General features: G+C 59.0%; 14 protein-coding genes. 7 read left to right on the forward strand and 7 right to left on the reverse strand.

The annotated features are described in order from the left end of the window. Positions 1 to 4 precede the first annotated feature (4 nt). The 7 genes from SRB521_RS14875 (at position 5) to SRB521_RS14905 (ending at position 9004) form a co-directional block, all read left to right on the forward strand. A complete protein-coding gene (locus SRB521_RS14875; protein ID WP_075705598.1) occupies positions 5 to 1312 on the forward strand; it encodes a class II D-tagatose-bisphosphate aldolase, non-catalytic subunit in 1308 nt (435 codons plus the stop codon). A 90-nt stretch (positions 1313 to 1402) separates the two neighbouring features. Then, positions 1403 to 2773, forward strand: a complete 1371-nt coding sequence (locus tag SRB521_RS14880; RefSeq protein WP_116722297.1) for an ABC transporter substrate-binding protein — start codon at positions 1403 to 1405, stop codon at positions 2771 to 2773. Between the two features lie 138 nt (positions 2774 to 2911). After that, entirely contained in the window at positions 2912 to 3808 is an 897-nt protein-coding gene (locus SRB521_RS14885; RefSeq protein WP_033119201.1) for a carbohydrate ABC transporter permease, read from the forward strand. Beyond that, positions 3805 to 4641 carry a carbohydrate ABC transporter permease gene (locus tag SRB521_RS14890; RefSeq protein WP_075704750.1) on the forward strand — a complete coding sequence of 279 codons (837 nt, stop codon included), beginning with the start codon at positions 3805 to 3807 and terminating at the stop codon, positions 4639 to 4641. The genes SRB521_RS14885 and SRB521_RS14890 overlap by 4 nt, the downstream gene beginning before the upstream one ends. 42 nt (positions 4642 to 4683) lie before the next feature. Beyond that, positions 4684 to 5715 (forward strand): Gfo/Idh/MocA family protein, encoded by a 1032-nt coding sequence (locus SRB521_RS14895; protein WP_058118564.1) that lies wholly within the window; start codon positions 4684 to 4686, stop codon positions 5713 to 5715. A gap of 13 nt (positions 5716 to 5728) precedes the next feature. Continuing rightward, complete coding sequence (locus tag SRB521_RS14900; protein WP_116722296.1) at positions 5729 to 7720, forward strand: DUF5107 domain-containing protein; 1992 nt, start codon at positions 5729 to 5731, stop codon at positions 7718 to 7720. 99 nt (positions 7721 to 7819) lie between these two features. Beyond that, complete coding sequence (locus SRB521_RS14905; protein WP_116722295.1) at positions 7820 to 9004, forward strand: MFS transporter; 1185 nt, start codon at positions 7820 to 7822, stop codon at positions 9002 to 9004. Here the strand turns inward: SRB521_RS14905 and SRB521_RS14910 are convergent. From SRB521_RS14910 to SRB521_RS14940, 7 genes are all read right to left on the reverse strand, one after another. Beyond that, entirely contained in the window at positions 9001 to 9219 is a 219-nt protein-coding gene (locus tag SRB521_RS14910) for a hypothetical protein (RefSeq protein WP_033119205.1), read from the reverse strand. The genes SRB521_RS14905 and SRB521_RS14910 overlap by 4 nt on opposite strands. 132 nt (positions 9220 to 9351) lie before the next feature. Next, complete coding sequence (locus SRB521_RS14915; protein ID WP_075704753.1) at positions 9352 to 9966, reverse strand: fumarate hydratase C-terminal domain-containing protein; 615 nt, start codon at positions 9964 to 9966, stop codon at positions 9352 to 9354. Positions 9967 to 9968: 2 nt separating this feature from the next. Next, positions 9969 to 10859, reverse strand: coding sequence for a fumarate hydratase (locus SRB521_RS14920; RefSeq protein ID WP_116722294.1), 891 nt, complete (start codon positions 10857 to 10859; stop codon positions 9969 to 9971). 49 nt (positions 10860 to 10908) lie between these two features. After that, positions 10909 to 11589, reverse strand: a complete 681-nt coding sequence (locus SRB521_RS14925) for a DUF1847 domain-containing protein (RefSeq protein ID WP_116722293.1) — start codon at positions 11587 to 11589, stop codon at positions 10909 to 10911. Between the two features lie 104 nt (positions 11590 to 11693). Further along, positions 11694 to 11885, reverse strand: a complete 192-nt coding sequence (locus tag SRB521_RS14930) for a hypothetical protein (protein ID WP_033119207.1) — start codon at positions 11883 to 11885, stop codon at positions 11694 to 11696. Between the two features lie 18 nt (positions 11886 to 11903). Beyond that, positions 11904 to 13904, reverse strand: coding sequence for a TRAP transporter permease (locus tag SRB521_RS14935; protein ID WP_116722292.1), 2001 nt, complete (start codon positions 13902 to 13904; stop codon positions 11904 to 11906). 156 nt (positions 13905 to 14060) lie between these two features. Further along, the gene (locus SRB521_RS14940; RefSeq protein ID WP_052082904.1) at positions 14061 to 15107 is read right to left on the reverse strand and encodes a TAXI family TRAP transporter solute-binding subunit; all 1047 of its coding nucleotides are present in this window, start codon (positions 15105 to 15107) and stop codon (positions 14061 to 14063) included. Between the last annotated feature and the right edge of the window lie 41 nt (positions 15108 to 15148).

Genomic DNA, 15148 nt, shown 5'->3' on the forward strand with positions numbered 1-15148 from the left:
CGCCATGGGACATATTTTACAGGAAATTGCCGCCGCCAACCGGGCGGGCGAGGGCGTGGGCATCTATTCCTGCTGCAGCGCCAACGAATATGTGCTGCGCGCCGCTCTGAAAAAGGCCCGGGAACACCGCACCTATGTCCTCATCGAATCCACCGCCAATCAGGTAGATCAGTTCGGCGGCTATATCGGCATGACGCCGGAACAATTTTACGCCTATGTACTGGGGCTCGCCCGTGAGCTGGACGTGCCCAGCAGCCAGGTCATCCTGGGGGGCGATCACCTGGGCCCCCTGACCTTTGCTGAGAAACCGGAGGCCGAGGCCATGGCCCTCGCCCGTGAACTCGTCCGCCGGTACGTCCTCGCCGGCTTTACCAAAATACATATCGACACCAGTATGAAGGTGGGGGACGACGACGCCCATCTCCGCCTGCCCGACGAGGTCATCGCCCGGCGGGGCGCAGAGCTGTGCGCCGTGGCCGAAGCGGCTTACACCCAGCGGCGGGCTCAGGACCCGGATGCCGTAGCCCCGGTCTATGTGGTGGGCAGCGAAGTGCCCATTCCGGGCGGTGCCCAGGAGGCGGAGGAGGGCATCGCCGTTACGGAACCCTCCGATCTGGACCATACTCTGCACGCATTTCGGGACGCCTTCCTCTCCAGAGGGCTGGAGGACGCCTGGGAACGGGTGGTAGCCGTGGTGGTCCAGCCCGGCGTGGAGTTTGGGAGCGATTCTGTCTTTGATTACAGCCGGTCCAGCGCCGCCAAAATCACCGGTGCACTGCACCGCTATGACCGGTTGGTGCTGGAGGGCCATTCCACCGACTATCAGACCAGATATGCCCTGCGGGAGATGGTGGAGGACGGGGTGGCCATCCTGAAGGTGGGGCCTGCCCTCACATTTGCCGTGCGGGAGGGTCTCTTTGCCCTGGAGTGTATCGAACGGGAGCTCTTCTCCGATACGGAGGCGCCCCTGAGCGGCTTTCGTGCCGTGTTGGAGGCGGCCATGCTTCGGGACGACAAGTACTGGAGGAAGCATTATCACGGTACCGAATCACAGCAGAAATATGACCGGGCCTTCAGCCTGTCGGACAGGGCCCGCTACTATCTCACCGACGGAGAAGTGCGCAGCTCCATCCGCCGGCTGATGGACCGTCTGGGCAGCCGCCCCATCCCCTATTCCCTGCTAAGTCAGTACCTGCCCCGCCAGGCGGAACGGGTGCGGACCACGGCCCTGGAAAATGAGCCCAACGCCCTATTGGAGGACCATGTGGGCGATGTAATCGAGGATTACCTATACGCGACATTAAGACACTGAAAAGAAGTGGAGGGTAGCCGATCGGAAGATAACGCAGACGCACACCCACAGGAAGGACTCAACTCGATTGAATTTTAAGGAGGTACTGAAATGAAACTGACGAAACGACTGATCACATTCTCTCTTGCAACGGCCCTGGCGCTCTCCCTGGCCGCCTGCGGCGGCGGCTCCGGCGGCGGCACTCCCGCCCCCGCCACTACCCAACCCGCCGACTCCTCCTCCGCCACGGAGCCCATCAAGCTGACGATGGCCACCTTCCTCTATGTTGAGGCCCCCCACCGTGCCGTAATCGACCGGCTGGTGGAGGAGTACAACAAGATTGACCCCAATGTGCAGATCGAGATCTCCGGCGCCGGCTATGCCGACTACTGGAACAACCTGACCACAGAGATCCTGGCTAACAACGAGACCGACATCATGCAGATCTATCCGGAGAACCTGGCCTCCTACCAGACGCTGCGGGAGGGCGGCGCTTTCCTGGACCTCACCGATCGCTTCAACGCAGCGGGGCTGGAGGGCAAGCTCACCGGCCAGGAGACCGGTGTATATGACGATAAAACGCTGGGCGTGTCCAACTACTCCTGGGGCACTACCGCCATGTTCTACCGCAAATCCATGCTGGAGGAAAAGGGCATCGACCCCGAGAGCATCAAGACACAGGACGACTTCCTGGATGCCTGCCGCAAGTTCTCCGAGGGCGACAGCGTGGCAATGGGCGTCGTATACGGCACCCACGCCTTCTCCGTCAGCGAGTGGAACCGTCTGATCGCCCGTCCCGTCTCCAATGGCCTGTATTTTGCCGACGGCGAAACCGCGCCTTACACCGCAGACCATCTGAACTGTAACTCTGAGGCCAACGTCTGGGCCGCCCAGTGGTGGAACGACTTCATCGCCACCGAGAAGTGCGGCAAGCTGGTGCTGGACAAGAAGGACTCCCGCGAGATGTTCTGGAACGGCGAAGTCCCCTTCTGCATGGATGGCCCTTGGTTCATCGGCATGTGCCAGGAGCATGACGCCGCCATGATGGACGACATCGGCATCATCCCCCAGTTCGACGTGGTCTATAACGGCGAAACCTATAAGCCCAACCCCACCAACTTCCCCGTGCTCAGTCTCATCAGCAGCAAGTGCGAGCACCCCGACGAGGCTTGGGACTTCCTGCTTTGGATGACCAGCGCCGAGGCCCAGAAGATCATCGCCGACTGCGGCCAGATTCCCGCCAGCATCGAGTACGCCTCCTCTGACGAGTACAAGGCTGCGTATCCCCTCTCCGCCCTGTTCTATGACTTCATGGAGAACAACTACACCACTCTGATCGCCGACCCTGCCATCCCCGAATACAGCGAACTCAGCCAGGTCATGATCGACGCCGCCGCCGAGATGTTCACCGATACGCCGGTGGATGTCAAGCCGATCCTGGACGAGGCCCACGACAAGATGGCCGCCATTCTGGGCTCCTGAGCCTGACGCAGATCCACAGCGCATACGGACCGGCGCCGGCGGCAGTTGCCGCCGGCGCCGGAATCAAATCAGCCAGAGCTTAACCGGTGAAGTCGGTCCGGGCCCGGTCCGCTTCTCCGCCGATAGGGAGGGCGCCCCATGAAAAGACTGAAAATAAGCCGCGAGACAAAGAGCGGCTATCTCTTTATCTTACCGCTGGTGATCATCCTGGCCGTCTTCCTGGCCTACCCGATCCTCAAGGCGGCTTTGATGAGCGTGCAATACTGGAAAATGACCAAGCCGTCGCCCGACGGACACTACTTTGTGGGTGTGGAAAACTACGTCAACGTGTTCCAAGATGAGTTTTTCTGGAACTCGGCGCGGGTGACCGTGCTGTACATGGTGGTGACGGTGGCGTTCCGGTTCATCCTCGGCTTTGGCACCGCATTGACCCTGAATACAAAGTTCCGGGGCTGCGGACTGGCCAGAGCTCTGATCATCATCCCCTGGGCCGTCCCGGAGGTGGTGGCATGCCTGGTCTGGATCCTGATGTACGACAAGGATTACGGCATCATCAATTCAATGCTCACCGGCATGGGAGTCCTCTCAGGAAACGTGGGCTGGCTGCTGGACAAAAACGTGGCGCTTCCGGCGGCCATGGCGGTCAATATTTGGAAGGGGTTCCCCTTTGTGGCCATCATGCTGCTGGCCGGGCTGCAGGGGATTGATCAGGAGATGTATGAGGCCGCCACAGTCGACGGGGCTACCCGCCTCCAAAAGCTGCGCTATATCACCTGGCCCTCACTCAAGCCCGTCTCCATGGTCGTGTTCCTTCTGCTCATCATCTGGACGCTGAAAGACTACGCCATCGCCTATCTGCTGGCCAAGGGCGGCCCCGCACGTGCCACGGAGATTCTCACCATCTTTGTGCAGCAGACGGCCTTTAAATATTTTGACTTCGGTAAGGCCTCGGCAGTGGGCATGCTCATGCTCCTGGCAAGCTGCATCTTCACCGGGCTCTACTTCCGAGCTCTGAATAAAGGAGAGAAGGCATGAAGAAATCACTTGGACTGAAGATCGGAGTCGTCGTGGTCGCAGTGCTGGTCTGCCTCTTTGCCATTTTCCCCTTTATCTGGATGATCTCCGTCTCTTTCAAACCCGCCAGCGAAGTGTATGCCGCGCCCACCCTTTTCCCCAAAGCGCCCACACTCGACGGCTACAAGGCCATGCTCTCCACCACCGGTGCCTTCAGCTTTACCACCTGGCTCCAGAACAGCGTCATCGTTTCCCTCTGCACCACGCTGTTCTCCCTGATCATCGCCACCTTGGGCGCCTATGGTATCTCCCGGTTTCATTTTAAGGGACGCAGCGCTCTCTCCTACATTATCCTCACGACCCAAGTCATTCCCGGCGCCCTCATCGTGGTGCCGATGTACGTGATCATGGGCAATATGAACCTGCTGGACAACATGTTCGGACTGATTTTAGCCTATACCACCTTTACCGTGCCCTTCTGCACCTGGATGATGAAGGGCTATTTCGACTCCATCTCGCCCACCATCGACGAAGCGGCCATGGTGGACGGAGCCAACCGCTTTCAGGTTTTCTCCAGAATCGTGCTCCCGCTCTCCCTGCCCGGGCTTGCGGCTACCACGATCTTCGCCTTCATCTCCGGTTGGAACGAATACGTGTTCGCCAGCGTCCTGCTGCGCAGCTACAGCAACTGGACGCTCCCCATCGGTATCGCCAGCTTCCAGGGGCAATACGACACCAACTGGGGCACGCTGATGGCCGGGGCCGTCATGATCACCGTCCCGGTGGTCATCATCTTCTGGCTGCTCCAGAAGCATCTGGTCGCCGGTATGACGGCGGGCGCCGTCAAGGGCTGATTCTATGGTTCTCAATATTTTTGATGGAATAAGGGTGAATGAATGATGGAAAAGAAAATTAAAATGGGTATCGTAGGCGCCGGCACCTGGGGCAGGACCCACGCCTATATCTATCGGGAGCACAGCAATGCCGAGCCGGTGGCCATCTGCGACATGAACCGTGAGCGGGCTCAGGCCATCGCCGATGAATTCGGCATCAAAGAGGTCTATACCGACTACCACGAGATGGCGGAAAAGGCCGACATTGACGCCGTGGCCATCGTCACACCAGACTTTGCCCACGCCGACATCGCCTGCTGCTTTGCCGATCACAAGCGGCACCTGCTCATCGAGAAACCCCTGGCCACCACCCGCGAGGACGCCGAGCGCATTGTGGAGGCGGTGAAACGCAACGGCGTGCGGTGTATGGTGGACCTCCACAACCGCTGGAACGCCCCCTTCAACACCTGCAAGCAGCTCATCGAGGCGGGCAAGCTGGGAGATCCCTATACCGCCTATATCCGCCACAGCGACATCAAGTGGTGCGCTACGGACCTGCTTCCATGGGCGGCCAAGTCCTCCATCCTCTGGTTCCTGGGCAGCCATTCCCTGGACACCCTGCGCTGGCTCTTCAACGACGAAGTCAAGCGGGTCTACGCGGTAAAACGCGAGGGCATCCTAAAGGCGGAGGGCATCGATACCCCCGACATCTATCTGTCCACTATCGAATTTGAACACGGCGGGATCGCCCATATGGAAAACGGCTGGGTCACCCCCAACGGCAACGGCAATGTCAACGACTTCCGTTTCTCCATCATGGGCACCGAGGGCATGGTAAACCTGAATCTCTCCAACCACGACCTTATCACCTTTGCCGACCAGGAGAAGATCATGGTCCCCGATATTCTGGTGAGCAACTTTGTCTTTGGCAAGTGCAAGGGGCTCTCCTATGAGAGCATCCGCGACTTTATCGACCGCATGGTGGACGGCCAGGAGTTCCGGGTGACGCTGGAGGACTCCCGCAAGACCTGTATTGCAATTCTGGCCATCATCGAATCCGCCGAAAAGGGCATTCCCGTCGAAGTGACTTATTGAGGAGGGGTGCGGCATGAGCAGCCTGACTTTTGAAAAAATGCATATTCCCGGCTCCCATCTGGGGCCCGACAGCGCCTATCCCATCCTCTACAAGCAGAAAATGTTTGAAAAGACCAGCATTCTGGATGAGTCGGAGGGTCTGTACATTAACTACGGAAATATCCTCCACATGCTGCCCTACACCAGTCAGGACGACTATGATCGCTCTGAGACCGAGCAGGTCTTTGACGTGGCCGTGCTGGAAAACCGCTTTCTCAAGGCCACCTTTGTCCCCGCCCTGGGCGGGCGCATGTGGTCCCTTTACGACAAGGTAACCCAGAGAGACCTCATCATCAACAACCCTGTGTTTCGCCCCTGCAACTTTGCCGTGCGGAACGCCTGGTTCTCCGGCGGCGTGGAGTGGAACTGCGGTGTCCGAGGACATTCCGCCCTCACCTGTTCCCCCATTTTCGCCGCCTCCTATGCCCTCGACGACGGCACCCCGGTGCTGCGGCTTTACGCCTTTGAACGCATCCGGGCCAATACCTTCCAAATGGACTTCTTCCTGAAAGACGACGTCCCCTTCCTCTTTGCCCGGATGCGCCTGGTCAACGGCTCCACAGAGGTGAAGCCGGTGTATTGGTGGAGCACCATCGCGGTGAAGCAGGAGGAGGGGGCCAGAGTCATCGTTCCCGCCGACGAGGCCTATATCAATCAGGACGAGGATCCGGTGTACAAGCTCCCCATCCCCATGGTAGACGGCGTAGATCTCTCTTATCCCACCAACCACACCATTGTGGTGGATCATTTCTACAAGATCCCCGAGGGACAGCGGAAATACGAGGCCTATGTCCGGGCTGACGGCAAGGGCATCATCCACGCATCCACCCGCCGTCTGAAGGGCCGGAAAATGTTTGTCTGGGGCACCTCTGTGGGAGGGGACAACTGGCAGAAGTTCCTCACCGGCGGCACCGGCTACGACCAGCCCTACCTGGAGATCCAGGCAGGACTGGCTCCCACCCAGAACGAGAGCCTCCCCATGCCCCCGCAGACCGCTTGGGAATGGCTGGAGGCCTACGGCGCGGTGGACTTCTCTCCCGAGCGCGTCCACGGCCCCTGGCAGGAGAGCAAACAGGCCGTACAGCAGTGGCTGGACGGCGTACTCCCTGAGGCGGAGATGGACCGGATGCTCCAGGCCACCCATACCGCCGCCACCTCCCCCGCCAAGGTGGTGCTGAAGGGGCAGGGCTGGGGCGCGCTGGATAACCTGATGCAGGAGTCCCGGGGGCGCAAGCCGGTGGCCCCTTACCTTGACTTCGGCGGGCTGGAGCCCGCGCAGCAAGTGTGGTATCGTTTCCTGAAAAACGGCTATCTGGACTGCCCCGACCCCAAGGATTCTCCCGCCTCCTTCTTGGTCCAGAACGAGTGGTTTGACCTTCTGAAAAAGGCGGTGAAATCCGCCGACGAAAAGAATTGGTATGCCTGGTACCATCTGGGCCTGTGCTACTTTGCCCGTGACCTCTACGAGGACGCCCTGAACGCCTTTGAGACATCCATGGCTCTGGAACAGAGTACCTGGGGCTACCACGGTCTGGCCAATGTCTGGCGGGTACTGGGGGATGAGCACCGCAGCGCCTACCTGATGGCCAAGGCCCGGGCGCTCAATCCTGGTGATCTGCCGCTTGCCAAAGAGGCGCTTCGTTTTGCCTATGAGGCCGGCGAATACGCACTGATGAATTCGGTCTATGACGAGCTGACGGACGAGCAGCGCGCGGCTCCCATGGTGCAGGCCTACCACGCCTTTGCCCTGGCCCACACGGGACGGCCAGAGGAAGCTCTGGCCATTCTGGAAGCCGGCGGCGGCCTGGAGATCCCCGATTTGCGGGAGGGCGACAACTCCGTGCCCAACGAGTATATCTTTATCCAGCAGACTTTGGCGGCCCGCGAGGGCAGGACCCTGGACCCCGAAGAGGTGGTGGTCCCTGAAAAAGTGGACTTCCGCATGTTCCACGCCAGAGCGAAATAACCTGCAATCACCCGGAACGCCCCCCAGTCTGCTCTGGGGGGCGTTTTTTCACAGAAAGCGCCCGCCGGGCCCGGCGGGCGCTCCTCAGGAGGCGTTCAAATGGGAAACAAGCGGTGGGCCGTACTGGCCCTGTGCTGTGTGCTGCTGATGTCCGTGGCCGTGCTGTACGCCTGGTCAGTGTTCGTCATCCCTCTGGAGGGAGTCTACGGCTGGTCCCGGGTAGAGACCTCCGGCGTATTCACCCTGTCCATGTGCTCCTATTGTGCCGGCTCGCTACTCAGCGGCTTTCTGTCGGCGCGCCTAAAGCCCCGAACTCTTCTGTGGTGCTCTGGGGGCGCGCTGCTTCTGGGGTTCCTTCCGGCGGGAGGCTCCACCCCCTCTTTTGCGGGCGTGGCCCTGGGCTATGGCGTGTTGTGCGGCTGCGGCGTGGGCATGGCCTACAACATCCTGTTGGGATACGCCGCCCGGTGGTTTCCGGACAGGCCGGGATCCTGTAACGGCCTGCTCCTCACCTGCTACGGCTTTGCCACCTTTCCCATGGCGGCTGCGGCCAATCATCTGCTCTCCGCGTTGGGCTGGACCCGGACCCTACTGGCATTCGGTCTCTTTGAGGGAAGTGTGCTGGTCCTGGGCGGACTGCTCCTCCCCCCTTCTCCCACCCCGGTCCCGTCGGAACCGGGCGCGCCGGGGTCCTCCGCGGACCTGTCTCCCGCTCAAATGCTGCGAACAGGCCGCTTTTGCAGCGTCTTTCTGTGGCTCATGGTCCTGACAGCCGGAGGGCTGGCCGCCATCGGAAGCGCCGCCCAAATGGCACTGGAGCTGGGCGCTGCGGCGGGGACGGCGGCGTTGCTCTCCGGCGTTGTGACCGCCTTCGGCTGCGCAGGTCGGCTGGCCTTTGGGCGGCTGTTCGACATGCTGGGCGGCCATAGAAGTGCACTGTGGGACAGCCTCATCATGGCGGTCGCCATGGCACTTATGGTCATTTCCTTTCTTTTGGACCGTCTGCCGCTTCTGCTGCTGGGCCTTGGGCTGCTGGGCATCGGTTATGGCGGCATGTCCAGTCTGTGCGCCGCCCTGGTTCGGGACCTCTTCGGCCCGCGCCACTATCCTCAAAACCTCGCCATTATGTCCCTCCAGATGGTTCCCGCCTCCCTCCTGGGCCCCATGTTGGGCAGCTCTCTCTCTACCCAATGGGGCAGCTATGGCGCTGTGTGCCTTCTTCTGCTCCCGTTAAATCTCGCCGGAGCGCTCCTCATCTCCCGCAGTCTGCGCTGCAGCGCTTAGCGGCCCAACGGCCGCAATCTGTCATCACCCCATGCTGCGTCGAAGGAAATGGACAGCACCTTTTGGTCCCGCTGCACGCAGTAGATGGGCAGTTGCCTTGTGGTCGCGGCGGCCCCTACTATGGCCGGGTGGTTCACCACATAGAACATCCCCGCCGCCAGCAGCAGGCAGGCTACCGCTGTGATGAGCTTTCGTCTGACCAGAAACAATTTCATATCCGGTTCCCTCCTAAATGTGTTTGTTCCATCCTATGAAAAAGAGGGTCAGGCCAGAAGAGAAACCCGGGGATGGCCCCACGCGAAAAGGCGGGCAGCGGATCATCCGATCCGCTGCCCGCCTTCTACTCATTACGTTGCCTTAATCCCCAGCTTTTCATAGATGGCGGGCAGGTTCTCCTGGGCCGTGTCTCCGCACTGCTCATAGATGCTGTTCCCATTGGCATCCATGGCCACGAAGAGGGGGCCGAAGGCGTCCAGTCTGAGCTGGAGCTGGTTGTCCGCCCAGCTCTTCTGCGGCCAGAACTCCCGCTTCAACTCCACATGGGGGGTATAGATGGCCGAACAGCCCCCTACGATGGCCAGATACACGCAGCCACATTCCTGCATGGCGTCCAAAACATTCCGGTCCATACCGCCCTTGCCGATTACGGCCCGGACACCCGAAAGACGGATAAACTCAGGCGTATAGGCGTTAAATTTCGAGCTGGTGGTGGCTCCAATGGCCCGGAAGTCGTATGTGCCGTCCTCCTCACGGCGAAAAATTGTGCCGGTATTATAAATGACATTCCCCTTCAGTTCCATAGGCAGAGGCTCCCCTGCCTTGATCATACCGGTCAGACGGGTAAAATGGTCGATATACATCATCGTATAGGCGTCGCCGGTGAGGTAGACCACATCGTCCAACTGCAGTCCTCGAACCTCCTCCTCTGTCAGCGGCGTCTTCAAATAGACGGTTCTTGCCATGGCTATTCCCCCTTCACTTGCTCAACATGGCCGTCGCTGTAGATGCGGCAGGTGGCCTTCCGCCCTGGCCAGCAGTTGATGTTCACCGCCACGGGCATCCAGGGCTTATGTGTGCCGGAATACTCCACATTGACGGCCAGAACTGTGGTGTCCCCACCCATGCCCATGGGGCCGATCTGACTCATATTGAGCGCCTCCTTCAACTCCTCCTCCAGTGCGGCGATCTCCGGTTCAGGGTGACGCCGGTCTATGGGCCGTGCAGAGGCCACCGTGGCCAGTCGGGCCACTTCCTCCAGAGGCCCGCCCAGGCCTACGCCCACAATGAGGGGCGGACAGGGATTGGAACCGGCCCGCAGAACGGAGTCCACCACAAATTTTTTCACACCGGCCGCTCCCACCGATGGTGGGAAGAACTGGAGTGTCCCCCATATTCCGGACCCTGCTCCCTTCGGCATGGCTTTGATCTCCATATAATCAGTGCCGTGGTCCAGCTCGATGTGCAGAAGGGGCACGTTAGCCGCAGTGTTATCACACCGGTCTTCCCGGGTCAGGGGATGCACCACCATGGGCCGCATGGGAAATTCCCCCATGGTCAGTTCGTGGAGAGCCTCATCAAAGACCTCCCGCAGATCGCCGTCGTAGGGAAAGCCCAGTGATGTTTTGATAAAAAAGGTAGGCACTCCGGTATCCTGGCAGATCACAGTCCGATTCTGGGTGGCAAGCAGCGCGTTCTGAATCAAAATATCCAGATACTGCCTGCCCCTTTCATTGGTCTCTTTTTCCTTTGCGGCGTTGAGCGCCTCGAGGATATCCGGCTGGATCTCTGTGAGGGAGCGGATCCAAACCTCCTTAACGGCGGACTTCATCAAGTCCTTGCTTATGGTGCCCTGCATGGCGGGCCCTCCTTTTATCCATTATTTGTAACATTAAGTCTCTATGCGGTCAATCCCCGTTGTTCAAAAAGCCGTAGTAGCTGTGGTTGGTGTATACGGCGGCCAGGGGGTTATGCCCCAGCAGCCGGTCCTTTACCGCCAGGACGGTACACATCTTTTTGCTGTGAGATAAGAACAAGGAGTCATGCCCCACGCACAGCCCTATCACCACGTTAAAGTCCGTATCCGCCTGGTTCAGAATCTCTGCCTGAGCAATGGGGTTGCACATGGCCTCAAATCTCCCCGGGTGAAGCTTTTCCTCCTCTTGGATACCGATGGCGGCCTTGTCTATGCCGCCTACCTTACACATGACGGAGACGGTCTCCAGCCCGTGCGCCCGAAAAATCTTTGCTACCACGGCCGCCTCTCTGTGAAGGGCGCCGCAGAAAGCAAGGCCGATTCTTTTATAATCCATGCTCTTGCAGAAGTCGATGGTCTCCTCGATCCGGCACTTCACCGGCTTGGGAAGTCCGGCTGTTTCCACGCTGCAGTCATAGCAGGACCGCTCATTCTTTGCGGAGTTTACCGCAAATGTGTGCATCTCCTCCGATTGGTACTCCTCTGCCGCCTTCTCTATACACTCTGGGTACAGCAATGTAGAACAAAACTGAGGGCCCTTGCCGGTATCCGGATTCTTGCAGATCCGCACCTGATTGGACAGGCCGCAGAATGCACATTGTCCTTCCATCATAACCTCCTGTTGTCCAGTCTGCCTCATGCTGGAATGCCGCCGGCCGCAAAGCGGACCGGCGGCATTCCAGCGCAAAGTATTGGTTGGGATGTGTTGGGAAAACGTCAGGAGGGTTTCTTGGACTTCGACTTTGCTTTATGGATCAGGTAGAGCGCCGCATACAGAACGATGCTCCACACGACCAGCACACACAGATAGAGCGTAAACTGGCGTACGCCCATATTGGTGCTCTTTGTGATAAAAAAGAGCACTACGGAGCCGCCGATGGCAATCAGGTATTCCAGAAGTTCATACATAATGTTATGCCTCCTTGCTCAGGCTGCGGCTTTCAGGACCGCCTTGTCCTTCTTGTGCTTGAAGAACAGAATGAAGTAAACTACCGTCGCGGCGATCTCCGCAATGGTGGAAGGCGTCAGCAGCAACAAAACCAGGGCCGCTAACAGCAGCCGCTCCCATGCGGGGAGCTTTTTCCCCCACCAGCCCTTGATGGCATAGCCCAGACAGTTGACTGCGACAAAAGCGAAGAATGCCTCCTTAATGCAGATGGGAAGAGATGCCTGGGCCAGCAGGGCCGGGTTGACCACAAAGAAGAACGGCATGGCCAAGGCAATCAGGCCCAGTTTAAAGCTCTCGAATCCCGTCTTCATGGGATCGGTGCCCGCAATACCCGCCGCAGCAAAGGCGGCTAAACAGACGGGAGGCGTAATGCTGGAGAACACACCGAAGAAGAAGGGGAAAAAGTGAGAGGCATAGAGGTTGATCCCGGCATTGACCAGCGCAGGGATGACCAGGGCGGACAGGGTGATATACACACCGGCCGTGGGCATGCCCATACCCAGGATGATGGCTGCGATCATGGTGAAGATCAGCAGAATGGGCACGCTTCCGCCAGCCAGATTCGTGATGATGCTGGTGAGGCGGATGTTCAGACCTGAAGTGACCAGGGAGCCAATGATGATGCCGGCGGCGGCGCAGGCGGCAGTGATGGGCACCGCGCTCTTGGCCGCCTCCTCAAAGGCGCAGATAATCTCCGTAATGGACATGCGGGTGGACTTTCTCAGAGAGGAGACGATAAAAATGAGGGCAATGGCGATGGCCACAGACTTACCGGCGGACATGCCCATGAAAATCACAATGATCAATACGGCAAGAGGAATGATCAGGTGTCCCTTTTCCTTGAACTCAGCTTTCAGGTCGGGCAGATCCTCTTGCTTCAAGGGCTTCAAGTCCTGCATATAGGACTCAATGTCCACCATCTTGAAAATGCTCCAGTAGTACATGGCAGCGGGGATGATGGCGGCCACCACCACCTTGATATAGGGCACGCCCATGGTCTCGGCGATGATAAATGCAGTGGCGGCCATGACCGGAGGCATGATCTGGCCGCCGCTGGAGGCGCAGGCCTCTACCGCACCGGCGAAGGCAGGAGGAAAACCCACCTTCTTCATCAGGGGGATGGTAAAGGTGCCGGTGGTCACCACATTGCCCGCGGCGCTGCCGCTGACGGTACCCATGATGGCGGAGGAGACCACGGCGGCCTTGGCGGGCCCGCCCTGCATTTTTCCTGTTGCAACCAGTGCGAAATCAATGAACAGTTCGCCGGCGCCGGTGTGGATCATCAGGGAGCCAAAGAGGACAAACAGGAAGATGTAACTGGCCATCACGCCCACAGGGGTGCTGAAGATACCCTCGGTGGAGGCAAAGATCCAGTTCACGATACTCTTCAAGGAGCTGGGAGGTCCGTTCAGGAAGCCCGGGAAATAGTGGGAGAATGCGGTGTGGGCCAGGAAGAAGAGGCAGAGGATCACCATGACCTTACCCACGGTGCGGCGGGCGGCCTCCAGCACCAGCACAATAAAGATAGCCCCCATGATGACGTCCATCTTATTCAGCATACCGGCCCGGTTCTGGAATCCTGCGATGTCGGAGAAGATGTACACCGCCACCACCAGGGTGGCCGCAATGGCCACGAGATCCCAGACAGTGCCAATGGTGGGCTTCTGCTTGACGGAGGCCCTGCCGGTAGGTTTCATGAGGAAGCACATCAACAGGATCAAGGTCAGATGGGCAAATCGGAGGCTCCAGGCCTCGATCACACCATTGTAGGCGTAAAAAATATGCAGCAGGGTGAGTACCACCGCCACAAGGGCGGTCGCCACCGCCAGAGGATTCTTGAACAGGCTGATTTTGCCCTGGATCAGTTCCTCCGCCATACGCTCTTTGGTGGCAGCGGCCTCTTCCTTTTCGATCATCTTCTCCTGAAGAGACTTTTCGGACCCGGTAGAGGCCGCTTGCTTGTCTTTTTTGAACAGCATGGGAGTTGAACTCCTTCCTTCTCTTTTTCAAGGCTACGTTGAATCCGACCCAGGGGTATTCGCCTGAACTCGGCCAAGTAACGATTGCGGAGGGGATCCCCTTCTTACGGTGCAGGCGGTAAGAAGGGGATCGCCCCTCCCTAAAGATGATTGAGTTTACATGACGCCCATCTCTTTATAGAACTTCTCAGCGCCGGGATGGATGGGGGCGGTAGCGCCGTTGAGCCAGTCGTTCACGTCCAGATCACCGAAGGCGGTGGGATTGATGGCCTTCAGTGCATCCCAGTTCTCATAGATGGTCTTCAGGAAGTCGTAGACCACATCTTCGGGGAGATCCGCCGTGCAGAAGATGGATCCTACGGTACCGACGGTACGAACATCCTCGTCCACGCCCTCGTAGGTACCGGCGGGGATGGTCATCTCAGTAAAGCCAGGCAGCTGTTCCAAAATCTGGGGAATCTTGTCCTCGTCAATGTTGACAAAGCGGATGCCAGGGGCAAATGCCATATCACTGACAGCGGAGCCGGGGGCGGCGATACATGCGGTCCACAGGTCCAGCTCTCCATTCTTCAGCAGCTCGGAGGCCTCATTGAATCGGGTCAGGGTCACGGTGCCGCCGGCGCTCTCAATGGTATCCTGATTGATGCCGTAAGCCTCGAACACCTTGTTGTTCACAGTATAGCTGGTCTCGGTGACAGGTGTAAAATTGACGACCTTGCCGTTGATATCGGCCAGAGACTGAATGCTGCTGTCGGCCGGTACCACAAAGTGCTGCTGGCTGGGGAAGATAGACATAATATGGGTCAGGTTCTCCATGGGTTCATCTTCCGAAAACGCCCCGGTAGCGCCGTAAGCGTCGTATACGGTAGAAGTGAACGCCCAACCCAGCTCATACTCTCCGTTGGCCACGGCACGGCAGTTGGCCACGGAGCCGCCGGGTCCGTTGGAGGCGCTCACGCCCATATCCTTCACGGCGGAACCGACATACTCCATCATGGCGGACCCCACAGTGGTCCAGGTTGCCCCTTGGGTGCCGGAACACATCCGCAGATACTTCAGTCCGCCGTAGTCTTTCCCCTCTGTCTGCACAGAGTCAGTGTTTGCGGGCGCGGGAGTGGTGGAGCCGGAACCGGAGCTGCAAGAGGTCAGTGCGATGGTGCCCACCATCGCCAGGGCGATCAGGCTTGCCAATCTGCGTTTCATTGGTATTCCTCCTAAATTCTGATTTCGATCCGTGCACAGGT

The sequence above is a fragment of the Intestinimonas butyriciproducens genome, assembly GCF_004154955.1.
Classification (GTDB): Bacteria; Bacillota; Clostridia; order Oscillospirales; family Oscillospiraceae; genus Intestinimonas; species Intestinimonas butyriciproducens.